Origin of the sequence: Tychonema sp. LEGE 06208 (assembly GCF_015207505.1) — a bacterium.
GTDB lineage: Bacteria > Cyanobacteriota > Cyanobacteriia > Cyanobacteriales > Microcoleaceae > Microcoleus.
Window position 1 is genome coordinate 1 of record NZ_JADEWT010000072.1, and the last position, 15,012, is coordinate 15,012.

Genomic DNA, 15,012 nt, shown 5'->3' on the forward strand with positions numbered 1-15,012 from the left:
ACATCTCCCAATCTCCCCCTCTCCCCCTCTTTACTCCCCCCCGGTTCTCTGGAGTCGATCGCGAATACCTGAAAGTTGCGATTTTGTGCTGACGGGCGATCGAGGTTGGGGCATTTCGGTATCCGGCCAGTTCGGTAAGTCGTTACAGACACAGGACTCAGGTGGCATTCCGGCTTGGTGGAACACTACGGGCATAGCGCAGCGCGCGCAGGGACTGACTTCCCATGCTGGTGTCAGCAGTTGGGCAATTGTTTCGTTTGTGCCTTGCAGGTAGCAGTCGCCGCTGTCGGGGGAGATAATTTTTTGCCAGCATTCTTCAAATTCGCTGCTGTAGCGATCGCCCGCAATTACCGATTTTGGCAGCAGCGCTTCGGAACCGTTGCGAATTAATACTTTTTTGCCTAACTGAAACCAGTAAGCAATATATTTTTTTACTTCAGTATTTGATGCCATAATTTTTAGTCAACCCTTCAACTAATTGATGATTTTAGACTTTAAATTTGAAATTAGCCCTCTTTCTCAAGAAACATTTTATCTTTTACATTGTTTCAAGATTTGGCTATTCCTCATATCAAATTGTTGTGCTATTTGCCCTAGGGAGTATGTTTTTTGACTAATTTATGTGACTCTTGAGTTTTCAATCTTCGTTAAAATTATACCTGATTTTCAGTTAAAATTTTATGTCGGGAAACCGAGATGTTTTCTCCCTTGTCGATCGCCCTTCGGGGCTGTTAATTCTTGGCTGGCGGCAGCGGCGTACCCAAGGCGCTCAAATTCAAGGCGTAACCTCCGGTGACGAGATAAACAGAATCGGCGATCGCCCCGATGTGCCGCACCAGAGTGCCGAGGCGATCGCGAAACAGCCGCCCCGCCGGATAAGCAGGCACAACTCCCCATCCGGTTTCTTCTCCTACCAAAATTACATGGGCCGCTGTTGACTTCAAACCGGCGAGCAAATCTTGCTGCATCTGGCCCCAAACTGTCGCTTCTTGTTCCAACAGATTCGCCGTCCAAGTTCCCAGGGAATCAATCAACAAGCATTCTGACGATTGAGCCGATCGCACAACTGCCGGTAATTCGATCGGCACTTCGAGAGTTTCCCAATCAACCTGACGGCGATTTCGGTGCTGTTCGAGGCGGCTCATCCACTCCAAATCCGCTTCATCAACCAAGCCGGTAGCCACATAGATTACTTGTTTTCCCGAACCTGCCGCCAGAGTTTCAGCCCATTCACTTTTGCCGCTTCGGCCCGGCCCAGTTACTAAAATTAATTGTCTCAATGCCGTTGGTTCTAAGTTAGTCATTTGTTATCTGTTATTTGCTATTTGTTATTTGTTATTTGTTATTTGTTATCTGTTATTTTAGCCGAAGAGCGAGTTGTCCGGTGGCGAAGCCGAAGCAAGTCGAAGGCTAGTCATCGATCGCATCATTAGACAAGCGAAAAAAACCTAGTATTTGGTAGGAGTGAGTTGAGCTGAATATCACTCCTATACAATCCTGTCTATCGAGGCAAAACCGACCATCCCGATCGGCGTGTTTATTTGTAATCAGCTATTTACAAAGGATTAAACATAATTAGCAATTACCCATTACCAATTACCCATTATGATTTAAACTGCCAACGGTTAAATGCTTTTTAAGCGATAATAGCATCGATCGCAGAAAATCGGAGTCAGTCGATCGAGAACCCCAATATTTCCTCATCTCTCAATTATGTCAGATAGTCCTCAGATATCAGCAATAATTTGCACCCACAATCGCGCGGCCTATTTAGCGGGGGCGATCGACAGCTTGCTGGTACAGGATTTTCCCGACAACTTTGAAATAGTAGTAGTGGATAACGCCTCTAGCGATTATGCCAGTCCCGAAAGTTCCGCTTCGCGCACGCGGGAGGTAGTAGAAGCCCGATTGGGCGATCGGCGTCTCAAGTACGTCTGGGAACCCGAAATCGGTCTGTCAATCGCCCGGAACACCGGCGCTAAGCAAGCTGGCAGCGAAATATTAGCTTATCTCGACGACGACGCTGTTGCCGATCCAAATTGGCTCAGGGAACTGTACAGCGCTTATCAAAGCAATCAAAAACTAGCCGTAGCCGGCGGCAAAGTTAACTTGCTGTGGCCTTGCGGAATCAGCCCGCCCGCATGGCTGTCACCAGGATTGGCCCAAAACTTAGGAGAATACGATTTAGGCGATACTTGCCAGTACGTGACTGCTGCCGGTTTGACTCCCAGGGGTGTCAACTACTCGATCCGGCGCGCTTTTCTCGAACAAATTGGCGGCTTCGATGTCAAACTCGGTAGAGTCGGTAAAAAGTTGCTGTCAAACGAAGAATTGCGCGCCACAGAATTAGCATTAGAGTTAGGTTGGCAAGTTGTTTATCTGCCGTCTGCCCTAGTGCTGCACAATGTCGCCCCAGAAAGGCTTAACAAAGCTTGGTTTCTAGAGCGCGGGTGGTGGCAAGGCATTAGCGAGTGTTATCGAGAACAATTGTCGGATCGAGCCGGTATTGCTCAGCTTGGGCGGGGGGGTGAAAGAATATTGAGGGGTATCTGGAAGTCTTTTAAATACATTAGAGATCCGGCGCTGCGCTTTGAAAATTTCGTTTTTGCCTGGGGTCAAATCGGTTATTTGAGTGCAGCCCTCCGCGGCATGATTTTTCTACCGAAATCGACCAGCAGGCCTTAGGCTATAAGCAATATCCCTCGCCGATCGAGTCGTCGGCGCTACCAGGCCGATCGCACTTCAACCACAACAACTCCACCGCATTCAGGTTCAAGCAATCGATTATGACCTCTAGTTCATCCAAGATTCCGGTTTCGGTTCTCATTCCGGCAAAAGACGAAGAACTTAATCTACCTGCGTGTCTGGCCAGCATTGCTAGGGCGGACGAAGTTTTCATGGTTGATTCCCAAAGCAGCGATCGCACGGTAGAAATTGCCATCAGCAGCGGTGCAAAAATAGTGCAGTTCTACTTCAATAATCGCTGGCCCAAAAAGAAAAATTGGTCTTTGGACAACCTGCCCTTTCGCAACGAATGGGTCTTAATTGTCGATTGCGACGAGCGCATTCCCCCGGAACTTTGGGACGAAATCGCCTGCGCGATCGAAGACCCCAATTTTGAAGGCTACTACCTCAACCGCAAAGTCTTCTTTTTAGGTCAATGGCTGCGTTACGGCGGCCGATATCCCGACTGGAATTTGCGTTTGTTCAAGCATCAAAAAGGCCGTTACGAAAATCTCGGCACCGAATCCGTCCCCAATACAGGTGACAACGAAGTTCACGAACACGTCATTTTAGCCGGTCAAGTCGGCTACTTAAAAAATGACATGATCCACGAGGATTATCGCAATTTATTTCACTGGATCGAGCGTCACAACCGCTATTCTAATTGGGAAGCTCGCGTTTATTACAATATTCTTACAGGTCGCGGCGACAGCGGCACTATTGGCGCTAACCTATTTGGAGATGCCGTGCAGCGAAAGCGATTCCTCAAAAAAGTTTGGGTGAGGCTGCCTTTTAAACCAATGCTGAGATTTATTTTATTTTACTTTATTCAGTTAGGCTTTTTGGATGGAAAAGCTGGCTATGTTTATGCAAGGTTATTGAGTCAGTACGAATATCAAATTAATGCCAAACTTTATGAATTGAGCTGCTGCGGCGGCCAGTTGAATGTGGCAGAATCTGAGCCTCCCTTACCTGCGCCTGTAATAAGAAGTCAGGAAACGGAAGTTAAATCGCCTTAATATTTGGCCGGTATTTGTAAAGTTGGCACTGATTGGCTTGAGTAATTTTGAGATTTTTTGCCTAAATCTTTGATTGATTGATATAGCCTTTCGAGCTCTCATATGAGGTACTATCCGGGATAGACCCGCGCCGGCCCGCGCCGGCCCGCGCCGGGCATCTTGCCCCCCGAGCGAAGTCGAAGGGTGGGCATAGGGCCTAGGGCTATCCTCACCACGCGATCGAACCGCTATAGGCGCAGATAATTTCCTGATTGAAAAACGGATAAAAGAGAGATTCTTTTATTTAATAAGTTCTTCTAGTGAGGGGAAAAGTAATTTTTCGGCGCTGATTTTTTCGCAATCGCAAGGCTGTTGATTTGCGGATATTTCTGAGACTTTTCCCATCAGCAATTGGATGCTTTCGATTAGCAATGGTAGAGTTAATAAAATAATTGATGCAGAGACTAGCAAGCTAATCAAGCCGTCCGCCCAATTCCAGTGCAGCCACGCCACGGCGATCGCAGCTAAAATTACTCCAACCGACGAAAATATGTCGGCCACGGCGTGCAGAAACGCGCTTTTGAGGTTTAAGTCGCCGTGACAGCAGGAATGCAAGCAACAAGCATTGATCGAGTTGATGCTTAAACCGACTGTGGCGGTAATTAACATCGGGAGTCCTTCTACTTCGGAGGTTGGAGACTGCAAGCGGGCGATCGACTCTGCTGCAATCCACAGGGCGACGGCCACTAAACTGATACTATTAATTACAGCGGCAATGATTTCTCCTCGTTCCGGGATTGGCGATCGGGCGATCGCACAATCTACTGATTTACTTTTGCGTTTGACTGAAGAGTACCAAGTGGCTGTCAAAGTTATTGCTAAAGCTGCTACATCTGAAAAAACGTGACCCGCATCTGCTAATAGGGACAAACTATGAGAATTAAGTGCAGCGATTAACTCTGCTACAAAAAAGCTGCTAAGCAGTACCAAAGCTATTTGTAAAAGTCGCACTTTGTTGTCAATTCTGGGAGTTTGATTTTCGCACAGTGCCAGATCCTTGGCCTTTTCAGAGTGTAAATTGTCCCTAACTGGAAATATCATGCAGCAGTCCTTAAGCTTAAACTAGATTTTTAATTAAACATTAAATTAACTATCAATGACTTATAATATACCAACTCCGCACCAACAACCGGAAAATCCGATCGCAAATTCCCCAAATCCTGAAATAAACCCTAGTCCAATTAGCGATAATCACCCAAATACTTTGACAGGTGAATCTTTAATTGATTTGCGACTGTACAACCAGTCAAAGTTCGATCGCGGCCGGCCTGGTTGGCTAATTTTGATTTGGTGGTTCGTACAGGCGATCGCATTTCCCCTCACTCCACACCCTTTTAACGGCATCAGAAGCGGCTTGCTGCGGTTATTTGGCGCGAAAATAGGTTTTGGCGTAATTATCCGCCCCACGGCTCGTTTTACCTATCCTTGGAAAATAGAAATTGGCGATTGCAGTTGGATCGGCGACGATGTTGTATTGTACAGTCTCGATCGAATTGCGATCGGCAAACACTGCGTCATTTCTCAAAAAAGTTACCTTTGCACCGGCACCCACGATTCCCAAGACCCAGCTTTCGGCTTAATCACAGCATCTGTTATCATAAATAATGGCGTTTGGATTGCCGCCGACTGCTTCATTGGTCCCGGTGTCGAAATCGGTGCCAACGCTTTAATTGGAGCTCGCAGCAGCGTCTTTAAAAATATGCCAGCCGGCTTTGTTTGCACGGGAACACCCTGTCGTGCCCGCTACCTGCGAGAAATTAACCAAAGTTCAAAAGAGACATTGCACCGAGAAACTAAGCAGCTTGACAAGCTTCCTGCCGAATAGGAATTTCAATAACGAATTCTATTCCCTTTTCTTCTGTAGGTTGGCAGTACAATCTGCCCCCATGCTTTTCAACGATAATTTGGTAACTGATAGATAACCCCAATCCAGTTCCCTTACCGATCGGTTTGGTAGTAAAAAAGGGGTCAAATAGTTTCGGTTGTAGACTTTCGCAAACTCCTCTACCGTTGTCACCAATATGAATCGCCACCCACTCCTCGTCAATTACTTTTGTACTAATCTGAATGCGGTTCGGGTGTTGTTTGATTTCTGAAAACGAACGCTGCTGATTAGATTCATTTAAAGCATCAATGGCATTGGCAAGAATATTCATGAACACTTGATTTAATTGTCCGGCATGGCATTCTACTGGTGGAAGCTGACCATAATTTTTTATTAGTTCAATCTCAGGATGCTCTGGTTTTGCTTTTAAACGATGATGCAGGATAGTGAGTGTACTATCAATTCCTTCATGAATATTTACTGCTTTCACCTCTGCCTCATCTAGGCGAGAAAAGATTCGCATAGACTTGACAATCTCTTGGATGCGCTCCGTTCCTAAGTTGATTGAGTTAAGAACTTTGATAAAATCTTCCTCTACAAAGTCTAGTTCTATTTCATCCATTGCTGCTTGAATCCGAGGGGTGGAATTTACATAATCTTCTTGATATAGATGTATAAGTTTTAGCAAGTTATGAGCGTACTCTTGGGCATAACCCAGATTGCCAGATATGAAATTTATCGGGTTATTTATTTCATGAGCAATCCCAGCCGCCATTTGCCCTAAGCTGGACATTTTCTCGTTTTGGATTAACTTAAGTTGCATTTGTTGTAAATTATCATAGGCTTGGCTGATTTCTACAACTTTTTCCTCCAATAACGTATTTTTTTCCTCTAATTTGTCAGCTAGAATATGAAGCTTTAAATGCAGCTTGACGCGAGCTAATACTTCCTCTTGTTGGAAGGGTTTGGTAATATAATCTACAGCCCCAAGCTTAAACCCCTCAACTTTATTGGCCGTATCCGAGAGCGCCGTCATAAATATAATGGGAATCTGTTTAGTTTCTGGATTAGCTTGTAATCGACGACAGGTTTCAAATCCATCAATCTCTGGCATCATGACATCTAACAAGATTAGATCGGGGAGAGCATATTTGACTCGCTCTAGTGCCATTTTGCCAGATTTTGCAACCCGAACTTCAAATCCTTCTTGGCTTAAGGCATCAGATAAGACACCCAAGTTAGCTGAATTGTCATCAACTATAAGAATCGTACCCTTTGCTTGAATTTCTGAATTCATAAACCTTACTTGTAGGACTCAATAAATGTTAAAATTTCTTCGTCTTGAAAGTCTTTTGCCATTTGATACAATATTTTAGCAAAGGGAATGTATTTGGGATCTATTTCTTCCAGTAATGCCGCCTGCTTAACTATTTCTAGGAAATTTCCTTGCATAGCCAGCTCGTATAGTATTTCCATTTTTGTAGCAGGCGGGGCAATTAGCTCGTTGGTGTCTGAGGATCTCGCCAGTGGCTCTTCATTAGCTTCATAAACCCATTCCAAACCAAGATACTGTTGCAATTTTTGTAGTAGTTCCGTGGCTTGAACAGGTTTGGGAATAAAGGTGTTGCCTCCTGCTTCTAAACTTCTGTATTGATCGGTTTCAAATACGCTCGCAGAAGAGACAATAATCACGATGTCTTTGAAGTTTTCCGATTCTCGAACCCGCTTAATGAGCTCGTAGCCATCTAGTTCGGGCATTAGTAAGTCGGTAACGATTAAATCTGGCTGCAACTCTATAATTTTTTCCCAGCCTTCCTGCCCATCGTTGGCTTCAGACACCTCAAAGCCGATCGGACTGAGCAAATTGCTAATTACCGAACGGTTAGCCCATTTGTCATCGATCACCACAATTTTAGGTTGGCGGTCTTTGATGCCAATAATCTGCCCGTGATGGTCGATTTGAGACGTTTTTACCCATTCCTCGGCTTGAGACAGATTGACATCGAACCAGAAAATACTGCCAACATTCATCTCACTTTGAACCTCAATGGTACTGCCCATTAGTTCTACAATCCTTTTGCTAATTGCCAGTCCCAATCCCGTACCTTCCGTCTGCCGTCTGCGATCGCCTACCTGCTCGAAGGGCTGAAAGATAGCTTGGAGTTGATCTTGGGCAATGCCGATACCTGTATCGCGTATTTCAAAGCGAATTTTTGCTTCTGTGGCAAAACTGACTATAAAAGTAACAGTGCCCGCATCCGTAAATTTAATAGCGTTGCTCAAAAGATTAATTAACACTTGTCGCAAGCGTTTTTCATCCGCACGAATACCGATCGGGAGTTCGGGGCTTGATGGAAAATTAAACTGAATTCCCTTTAGTTCAGCTCGGATACGACACATTTCTGCGACACCTTGCAGGAACGCTGGGAAATGAAAATCGGTGGGCATGAGTTCCACTTTCTGTGCTTCAATCTTCGACAAATCGAGAATATCATTGATTAAGGTCAGTAAATGGGAACCGCACTGATAAATGACATCAATGCGCGATCGCTCTTCTTCTTTCAAGACTTTAGAACGCTGAAGAATCTGTGCGTATCCCATGATGCCATTCAGGGGAGTTCGCAACTCGTGGCTCATGTTAGCAAGGAATTCACTTTTAGCCCGACTAGCAGCTTCTGCTGCTTCCTTGGCTTTTGACAGTACGAATTCTGCTTGTTTGCGATCGTGGATATCGCTGCAAGTGCCAACCCACTCCCGAATGCTGCCATCTTCATTCAGAATGGGCACCGCTCTAGCTTGAAAATAACGATAGTTTCCATCGGCTCTGCGGAGTTGATATTCTATCTCAAATAGGCTTTTCGTTTGCACTGCTTCCATCCACACCTGAACTGTTCGTTCGCGATCGTCCGGGTGAATTGCATCTAACCAGCCAAAACCAACCACCTCAGCCTCGGTTTGTCCGGTGTAAGCTCTGAAAGTCGGTGTATCCTGGCATCTTCCTTCAGCATCCGTTATCCAGACCATTTGGGAGGTAGCAACGATTAGCGAACGATAGCGTTCTTCGCTTTGTTTGATCGCATCTTCGGCTTGTTTGCGATCGCTAATGTCTCGCACCACAGATAACGCATACAACTTGTCATCCTGCCAATAGGGGCTTGCTGTAACTTCCACATCAATGCACTTGTTATCCTTGCGGACATCAATGGCATGACAGAAGAACTGCTTACCGGCCTTCACAGTTTCTAAGAAGTCCACAAATAGGTGGTAACTATCTGGGTGTATGAAGCCTCCAGGTGGTAGTTGAGCGAACTCCTCAGAAGTGTAGCCGTGGATTCTGGCTTGCGCCGGATTGATGGCGACTAAGTTTCCGGTTTCTAGTTCTGTGATGATAATGCCATCGTTCACAGACTCAAAAATACTGCGATACTGAGCTTCTTTATGTCGCAACGCTTCTTCCGCTTGTTTGCGATCGCGAATATCCCGCGTAATAGTGGCAATTCCTATCGGTTCATTAGTCTCTGGATGATTGACCAAAAATAGGGTGTAGTCTACCGCGATGGGTTGACCTGTCACGAAATGTCTCAACCGGAAATCACTTCGCCAATTTCCCTCTTTCATCAGCACAGGCAGGATATACTGCTGTACAAAGTCTAAATCTTCTGGCATGAAGAAGTCGGTAATGTGTTTGGTTTTGGCTTCGTCCACACTACTCAGTCCCATTAAATCCATGCCCGCTTGATTTACCAGCATCGGCCGACCATCCATTGAAGCAACGCCAATAAAGTCACGGCTGTTCTCAATTGTGGTAGCAAGCAATTGCCGTTCTTCCTCTGCTTTTTTGCGATCGCGCAGGGCAGCTTGTTGTTCGCGAATATCCCGCGCAACAGTCGAAATAAACTCGACTTCGCCCGCTGCAGTTTTGTGAACGATCAAAACCTGGGAGACTGGAATTTCTTCCCCATCCCGTGACAAAAATAGGATTTCACCAGCCCACCTACCCTCTCGCAAGGCGGTGGGAATTATTTCGTTGTGGAACTTTGCTTTTGCCGAGGGAGCTAATACAGAATCTATACTAAATGGCGATCGTGCTTCTTCTGGGGACATCCCCAGCATTTCCTGTCCGGCTTGGTTGAGGTAGACGCTATGCCCAGTCGCATCCGTAACTCCTACTAAGTCGGAAGTTGCTTCCAAAATTGCCGTCAGTCGTGCCTGCTTTTGTTCTGCCCGCTTGCGTAAGCGAAGCTCGCCGTAGGCATCGCTAACTTCAATCACAATCCCACCAAGACCAAATACCTTGCCATTTTCATCCAGCAAAGGATAGTAAGATGCTTGCCAGTAGCGCAGGATGCCCGGTTCTTTCGGCGTTTCACCCACTAATTCAAGGTCAAGCATCGGCTGGCCCGTATCCAGAATGCCTTGCAGAATTGGTTCCAAAGTCGGAGCCAATTCTGGCAGCACTTCACGCACTGATCTGCCCATATGGTCGGCCACACAAACGCAATTTATCTGGGCCATAACTTCGTTAATTTGGACATAGCGGAGTTGGTGGTCTAAAATCATCATTCCGACATTAGCTCCCGCAAAAAAAGCGTCGAAGTGAGTCTGTCGCAATGCCTGTGCTGTTGTGTCCTCTTGCTGTTTCGCTTGGTTTTTATCGGGTGGGAATTTGCTCATGTTGGCTCGTGCATTTCAGCTATAATTCTAGAATTTCTTTCCAATCGGGCGATCGCAAGGTTTTCGTTGCCTCCAATTTAGGTACTGAAAAAAACTTTCAGTAGGGCGACCATTAGGTTTTCAATCGGGGATATATTGTACCCCTTGTGACACTATTTCCGTTAATTCTTCGGATGTATCGCCAAGCAGTTCTATTATTCATCAATTCTATTGCTAATCAACCCTATCGGTAGAACATTGGTGACAACCTAAGCTAGGGAAGCATTTGTCAATCAGCAATTATGCTCAGCATTTACTCAGGTTTTTGGTGGAAAACTTAGATTTGGGCGATCGAGCCATCATGTCTCGCACCATATTTATTTCCACCCACCCCCAAATCGCCAATTTTCCACTCCTGAATAAGCCGTGTTTTCCGTAATTTTACTGGTTGACAAATGCAATTAAGTTATAGATTGTCCCCAGGTCGGTAGAATGCCAAGTATTCTTGGAACCTTATCAATTTTAGCTAGATTCATTAAATTTTCAATGAGATACTCTTAGATATACACAAGACGGACTCAAATGTTACAGTAATAGCAATATTTATCCCACCAGTTCAACTCATTATAATAATATTCGGATATTTAACTTGTCCCCTTAAACAGTCATTCCATAATCCCTGCTTAATTTTATAACATAAAGTCAACAATAAATTAGCCAACATTATGATAAAATCCCAGATAGTTAACCTTGACTAAAGTTAGTATGGAGATTGGCATTAATAATATATAATTAGGCTATTTGGGAAAAGTGGCACACCGCAGGCCTAGGAATCAAATATATCCTAGAAATTGGTAACACGGATAACTGCCTAGTCTGAGTAACCACAGATATATGTCACCAATGCAGTCTTTTACCACGAAAATAGGTCAAAAATTTGTAATAACGAGTTCAAGATTTTATTGCCAGACGGTCAACCAACAACTTTATTCCTTACTGCCAACGGCTTAAAAATGGAAACACAAACAAGATCATTTCCTGAAGTCAACTTGAACGAAATTCCAGAAGACTTATTAACACAACTCTCCCAACTGTTCACAGCAACCCTATTTAAAATAGGTGATAATCCTGTATCGATGCAGTCACTTGTGGAACTGATTGTATTGTTCATGGGTATCCTGATCGTAGCCCGCTCTTTTACCAATTTCCTTAAAGAACGCTTGCTAGTTAAGTTGGGAATTGACGAGGGAAACCGGGAAGCAATCGCCGTAATTTTGCGATACTTAATAGTCGCTTTTGGAGTGATATTCGCCATCCAAAGCATCGGCGTTAACCTTGCTTCTTTGGCAGTCGTTGCAGGGGGATTGGGAGTCGGAATTGGCTTCGGAATCCAGGATTTAACAACTAATTTTGTCAGCGGCTTAACGCTGCTTTTAGACAGACCGGTGAAAGTCGGAGACTTTGTGGAATTAGAAGGATTGATGGGAATCGTCAAAAAAATCACGATTCGCTCGACCATCGTCCAAACCACTGATGACTCCAGCGTTATAGTTCCAAACAGCACTATAATTAGCAACAAAATTGTTAACTGGAGTTACGAAAGCTCGTTACTTTGTCTGCGACTATCCATAGAAGTAGCCGAGAATAGCGACCCGCTATTAGTGACAGAAACTCTATTAAATATTGCTTACGCGGAAGCGGGAGTTTTGTACGAACCGACTCCGAAAGTATTGTTTGTTGAGTTTGGCGAGGATAGTTTTAAATTTGAGCTTTTAGTTTGGACAGACAAACCCGTAGAAAGAGAATTTATTAAAAGTTCTTTGAATTTTGCCATTCAGTACAATTTTCGCCAGCAGGGAATTGACTTTCCTTTCAATAACCGAGACTTGTATTTGCGAAATCCCGAAGTTTTATTGTCGCTGTTCGATCCAAATAAAACAGCAATCTCCACCGCTGAAAGTTTCCCTAAAAACGATCGAAAATCCCCGGTTGCGGTAGGAGAAGAAGTCAAAACGCAATTGTCCCTTACCTCTTTGCTGCGAAAGGTAGAATATTTTGAACATCTGACGGATTTAGAATTGCGGCAATTGATTGAAGTGGGATACCGCCAACGGCTGCAACCACAAGAATTTTTATTTCACGAAAACGATCCGGGAGATGCTTTTTATTTGATTCTTTCAGGTTCGGTGGAAGTTTTTGTGGAAGCTATTGACAAACACCTGAATTATCTCAGTGTCGGTCAGTTTTTGGGGGAACTTTCTTTGATGTTGGGAATCCCCAGAACTGCTTCGGTGAGAGCTTTGGAAGAAACTATTTTGTTTGGCATCAATAAGGAAGGTTTCCAGAAAGTTTTAACTGAAAGACCGGATTTATACGAACAGATTATTGAGGAGATAGTCAAGCACAAAGAAGAGTTAAGCCAGAGACAGCAACTGTTGCGAGAGATGCAGTTGGTAGAAGCATCGGAAGAAGATGATGATGAAAATCCTGTAGAGTGGGTGAGAAAACGGCTGAAAGATTTATTTGGTGTTGAAGCAAAAGATGGCTAAATCAACAGCGTGCAATTATGTTAGGATTGAAAACTTAATAACTTCAACACCTCCTACAGTCCTCTCTCCTGTAAGTTGCCTTCCTCAAAGGAGGCTCTTCCTCCGCACCTGCATTACCAGGCTCTTCCTGGTAACGAGCAAAAATATCAACCAGCCAGTAACGCAGTACATTACTGCCCCTGTAAAGTGCGCCGAGGCGCACCCTACTTTTACTCCTCCGAGTCTACCTGCTTAACTTCCTCCAAAGTTAGCCCCAGCAACTCTGCTATTTGCTCGTCTTTCAAGCCGAATTGCCGTAACTTAGCAACCATTTCAATTTTGGCTTGATACTGGTCTCGCTGAAAGTCAGGAGTCGCAGGCTGGCTTTTATTTGGGGTAGGAGTGGGGCGATCGGAGCAAATATTGATATAACCCATAATGTTGTTATCGCCAAAACTAATATTGAGATTTCCTTTCCGTTCTAAGACCGATTTAAGATTGTGTTTGTCAACGGGTTCATCAAACACATCTGATAACATTTGCAAAAGCTCGTAACCTCTATCCTTAACGTGACCTTCCGAAAGACGATAACTATCGGCAATCTCAGCATACTTTAGTCGATTCAGAGTTCCCTCGATAATTCCACGCTGTAAATCATTGAGGTGTTTACCTGTCTTATCGTAGACAACTTGATCTACAAATTCGAGTACCTCGCGAATATCCATTATCAAGGCTGTGAGAAACTTCGATTATTATATCCGACTTTAACCGCGTCTATCCGTCTTTTTCCGACTTATAACTGAAAGGTTAGAAAGATCCGTCTTTTCCCGCTTTTCAGCTTAGGGGCGATCGCTATAGTATGTGGAGGAGTGATAAAGATGAGCTTGACATAAAGCGGTAGCTGTAAGCAAAAGGCTATTCGAGAGAATTCTCAAAGCGCTGACGCCGATCGGTTCTAAGAAAAAAGCTGTAGGCTGAGCACTCAATAAACTAGAAAAGCTCAAGGAACCAAGTGTTATGGCCAGACTTAAACTTCTGCGTGTGGCGACTTCCCTTTCTGCTGTCGTAATTCCGTTTTTGCCTTTGGGTTACAGCGGTGCGATCGCCCAAGAGCATCCGGGCTGTTTCTGGACAGATCCCAAAACGGGCAACCACATATCCCTTGAGCCAGTATGTGAAAGAGGACGGATAGACGAGGCGATAAAAGCAATAGAACGAAATCAGAACCCCTTGATTGCTAACTTAAGATTATCATCAGATTTAAGAAAAGGATGGGAAAATATCGCTAATATTAAAGGTAACATCACAAACCGCAGCAGTAGACCCATCAAGATTGGTATCCCAAATCTTCAGATCGCTAAAGGCAATACAATTCTCTACACGAAGCCGGTGATAATTAATCAAACTTTACAGCCTGGTCAATCAGTTGCTATCAACGAATCCATTGTCAAAAGTTCGTTAGGAGTAAGTTTTATGAGTGGACTGGAAGTTAAAATTGAGGATTGGGACTCAAGCGACTAAGGATAGCTAAAATCATCTATGATCTTTATTTAATAACTCGCCCGAAAGGAAACGAGCAAAAGCTTAAAAAGGCTCTCAATACACTTGCGTACACCAATCAATTTAATCATGAATTTTCTATACCAAGCTATCACCCTCGTGGCAATTCCACTCACAATAAGTATAATCCCTAATGCTGCGTCTAGCTATGCTCCCGTAGTTATTATATCTCAATCGAGTTCGACAGACTTCTATACAAGGGGTGACGATTTTTTTAATAACAAAGACTATAAAGGAGCAATTGAAGCCTACACCCAAGCTATCAAACTCAATCCTAATTTTGCAGAAGCGCACCAAAGCCGATGTTTGGCACGACTTCTGATCGAAGACTATGTTGCTGCACTTGTAGACTGCAATAATGCCATCCGCATTCGACCGAATTATGCTGATGCTTACCGCATTCGGGGTACTGTTCGTCTTAACTTAAAAGATATTAGAGCAACAGTAACCGACTGGCAAACAGCAGCGAACCTGTATAATGCTCAAGGAGATAGAGAAAACTTTGAATACATGATGAATCGCCTCAAAAACGTTCAGCAAGAACTTCAGCGGATACAGCAGCGATGACTGCTACCATTGATTTTTTCCTCAATATTTATAGAAATTTCGTAAGGTTGGCATTGCCCGCCATTGGTGTCAACAAACAGGCTAAAACTACCTCTAA

14 protein-coding genes are annotated in these 15,012 nt (G+C 44.3%); 7 read left to right on the forward strand and 7 right to left on the reverse strand.

The window, feature by feature from the left end; genetic code table 11:
- Nucleotides 1-30: 30 nt before the first annotated feature.
- Nucleotides 31-453, reverse strand: a complete 423-nt coding sequence (locus IQ263_RS18515) for a hypothetical protein (RefSeq protein ID WP_194069084.1) — start codon at nt 451-453, stop codon at nt 31-33.
- 278 nt (nt 454-731) lie between these two features.
- Nucleotides 732-1,304, reverse strand: coding sequence for a bifunctional adenosylcobinamide kinase/adenosylcobinamide-phosphate guanylyltransferase (gene cobU, locus IQ263_RS18520; protein WP_194069085.1), 573 nt, complete (start codon nt 1,302-1,304; stop codon nt 732-734).
- A gap of 409 nt (nt 1,305-1,713) precedes the next feature.
- On the opposite strand from cobU, the gene IQ263_RS18525 reads away from it, so the two are divergent.
- Nucleotides 1,714-2,685: a glycosyltransferase family 2 protein gene (locus tag IQ263_RS18525; RefSeq protein WP_194069086.1), complete on the forward strand. Its 972-nt coding sequence runs from the start codon at nt 1,714-1,716 to the stop codon at nt 2,683-2,685.
- A 1-nt stretch (nt 2,686) separates the two neighbouring features.
- On the opposite strand, the gene IQ263_RS29910 is transcribed toward IQ263_RS18525, so the two are convergent.
- Nucleotides 2,687-2,899 (reverse strand): hypothetical protein, encoded by a 213-nt coding sequence (locus tag IQ263_RS29910; protein ID WP_333194537.1) that lies wholly within the window; start codon nt 2,897-2,899, stop codon nt 2,687-2,689.
- Here IQ263_RS29910 and IQ263_RS18530 point away from each other — a divergent pair.
- The gene (locus tag IQ263_RS18530) at nt 2,826-3,743 is read left to right on the forward strand and encodes a glycosyltransferase family 2 protein (RefSeq protein WP_333194536.1); all 918 of its coding nucleotides are present in this window, start codon (nt 2,826-2,828) and stop codon (nt 3,741-3,743) included. The genes IQ263_RS29910 and IQ263_RS18530 overlap by 74 nt on opposite strands.
- A 279-nt stretch (nt 3,744-4,022) precedes the next feature.
- On the opposite strand, the gene IQ263_RS18535 is transcribed toward IQ263_RS18530, so the two are convergent.
- Nucleotides 4,023-4,823, reverse strand: a complete 801-nt coding sequence (locus IQ263_RS18535) for a cation diffusion facilitator family transporter (RefSeq protein WP_194069088.1) — start codon at nt 4,821-4,823, stop codon at nt 4,023-4,025.
- Nucleotides 4,824-4,878: 55 nt separating this feature from the next.
- Here IQ263_RS18535 and hpsU point away from each other — a divergent pair, with 55 nt between their 5' ends.
- The gene (hpsU, locus tag IQ263_RS18540; protein ID WP_194069089.1) at nt 4,879-5,607 is read left to right on the forward strand and encodes a hormogonium polysaccharide biosynthesis acetyltransferase HpsU; all 729 of its coding nucleotides are present in this window, start codon (nt 4,879-4,881) and stop codon (nt 5,605-5,607) included.
- Here hpsU and IQ263_RS18545 read toward each other — a convergent pair.
- On the reverse strand, nt 5,576-6,904 hold the full coding sequence (locus IQ263_RS18545) for a hybrid sensor histidine kinase/response regulator (protein ID WP_194069090.1): 1,329 nt from the start codon (nt 6,902-6,904) through the stop codon (nt 5,576-5,578). The genes hpsU and IQ263_RS18545 overlap by 32 nt on opposite strands.
- A gap of 5 nt (nt 6,905-6,909) precedes the next feature.
- Nucleotides 6,910-10,281, reverse strand: coding sequence for a PAS domain S-box protein (locus tag IQ263_RS18550; protein ID WP_194069091.1), 3,372 nt, complete (start codon nt 10,279-10,281; stop codon nt 6,910-6,912).
- 265 nt (nt 10,282-10,546) lie between these two features.
- Here IQ263_RS18550 and IQ263_RS28700 point away from each other — a divergent pair, with 265 nt between their 5' ends.
- Nucleotides 10,547-10,699 carry a hypothetical protein gene (locus IQ263_RS28700; RefSeq protein WP_228050166.1) on the forward strand — a complete coding sequence of 51 codons (153 nt, stop codon included), beginning with the start codon at nt 10,547-10,549 and terminating at the stop codon, nt 10,697-10,699.
- A gap of 574 nt (nt 10,700-11,273) precedes the next feature.
- Nucleotides 11,274-12,809 (forward strand): mechanosensitive ion channel domain-containing protein, encoded by a 1,536-nt coding sequence (locus IQ263_RS18555; RefSeq protein ID WP_194069092.1) that lies wholly within the window; start codon nt 11,274-11,276, stop codon nt 12,807-12,809.
- 209 nt (nt 12,810-13,018) lie between these two features.
- Here IQ263_RS18555 and IQ263_RS18560 read toward each other — a convergent pair whose 3' ends face one another.
- Nucleotides 13,019-13,513 carry a helix-turn-helix domain-containing protein gene (locus IQ263_RS18560; protein ID WP_194069094.1) on the reverse strand — a complete coding sequence of 165 codons (495 nt, stop codon included), beginning with the start codon at nt 13,511-13,513 and terminating at the stop codon, nt 13,019-13,021.
- A gap of 292 nt (nt 13,514-13,805) precedes the next feature.
- Here IQ263_RS18560 and IQ263_RS18565 point away from each other — a divergent pair, with 292 nt between their 5' ends.
- Nucleotides 13,806-14,309, forward strand: coding sequence for a hypothetical protein (locus IQ263_RS18565; protein ID WP_194069095.1), 504 nt, complete (start codon nt 13,806-13,808; stop codon nt 14,307-14,309).
- Between the two features lie 108 nt (nt 14,310-14,417).
- Complete coding sequence (locus IQ263_RS18570) at nt 14,418-14,915, forward strand: tetratricopeptide repeat protein (RefSeq protein WP_194069097.1); 498 nt, start codon at nt 14,418-14,420, stop codon at nt 14,913-14,915.
- Nucleotides 14,916-15,012: the final 97 nt, after the last annotated feature.

Coding starts and splice junctions, on each gene's coding strand:
- IQ263_RS18515 (WP_194069084.1), bottom strand. CDS start 453: ATGGCATCAAATACTGAAGTAAAAAAATATATTGCTTACTGGTTTCAG.
- cobU (WP_194069085.1), bottom strand. CDS start 1,304: ATGACTAACTTAGAACCAACGGCATTGAGACAATTAATTTTAGTAACT.
- IQ263_RS18525 (WP_194069086.1), top strand. CDS start 1,714: ATGTCAGATAGTCCTCAGATATCAGCAATAATTTGCACCCACAATCGC.
- IQ263_RS29910 (WP_333194537.1), bottom strand. CDS start 2,899: ATGAAAACTTCGTCCGCCCTAGCAATGCTGGCCAGACACGCAGGTAGA.
- IQ263_RS18535 (WP_194069088.1), bottom strand. CDS start 4,823: ATGATATTTCCAGTTAGGGACAATTTACACTCTGAAAAGGCCAAGGAT.
- hpsU (WP_194069089.1), top strand. CDS start 4,879: ATGACTTATAATATACCAACTCCGCACCAACAACCGGAAAATCCGATC.
- IQ263_RS18545 (WP_194069090.1), bottom strand. CDS start 6,904: ATGAATTCAGAAATTCAAGCAAAGGGTACGATTCTTATAGTTGATGAC.
- IQ263_RS18550 (WP_194069091.1), bottom strand. CDS start 10,281: ATGAGCAAATTCCCACCCGATAAAAACCAAGCGAAACAGCAAGAGGAC.
- IQ263_RS18555 (WP_194069092.1), top strand. CDS start 11,274: ATGGAAACACAAACAAGATCATTTCCTGAAGTCAACTTGAACGAAATT.
- IQ263_RS18560 (WP_194069094.1), bottom strand. CDS start 13,513: ATGGATATTCGCGAGGTACTCGAATTTGTAGATCAAGTTGTCTACGAT.
- IQ263_RS18565 (WP_194069095.1), top strand. CDS start 13,806: ATGGCCAGACTTAAACTTCTGCGTGTGGCGACTTCCCTTTCTGCTGTC.
- IQ263_RS18570 (WP_194069097.1), top strand. CDS start 14,418: ATGAATTTTCTATACCAAGCTATCACCCTCGTGGCAATTCCACTCACA.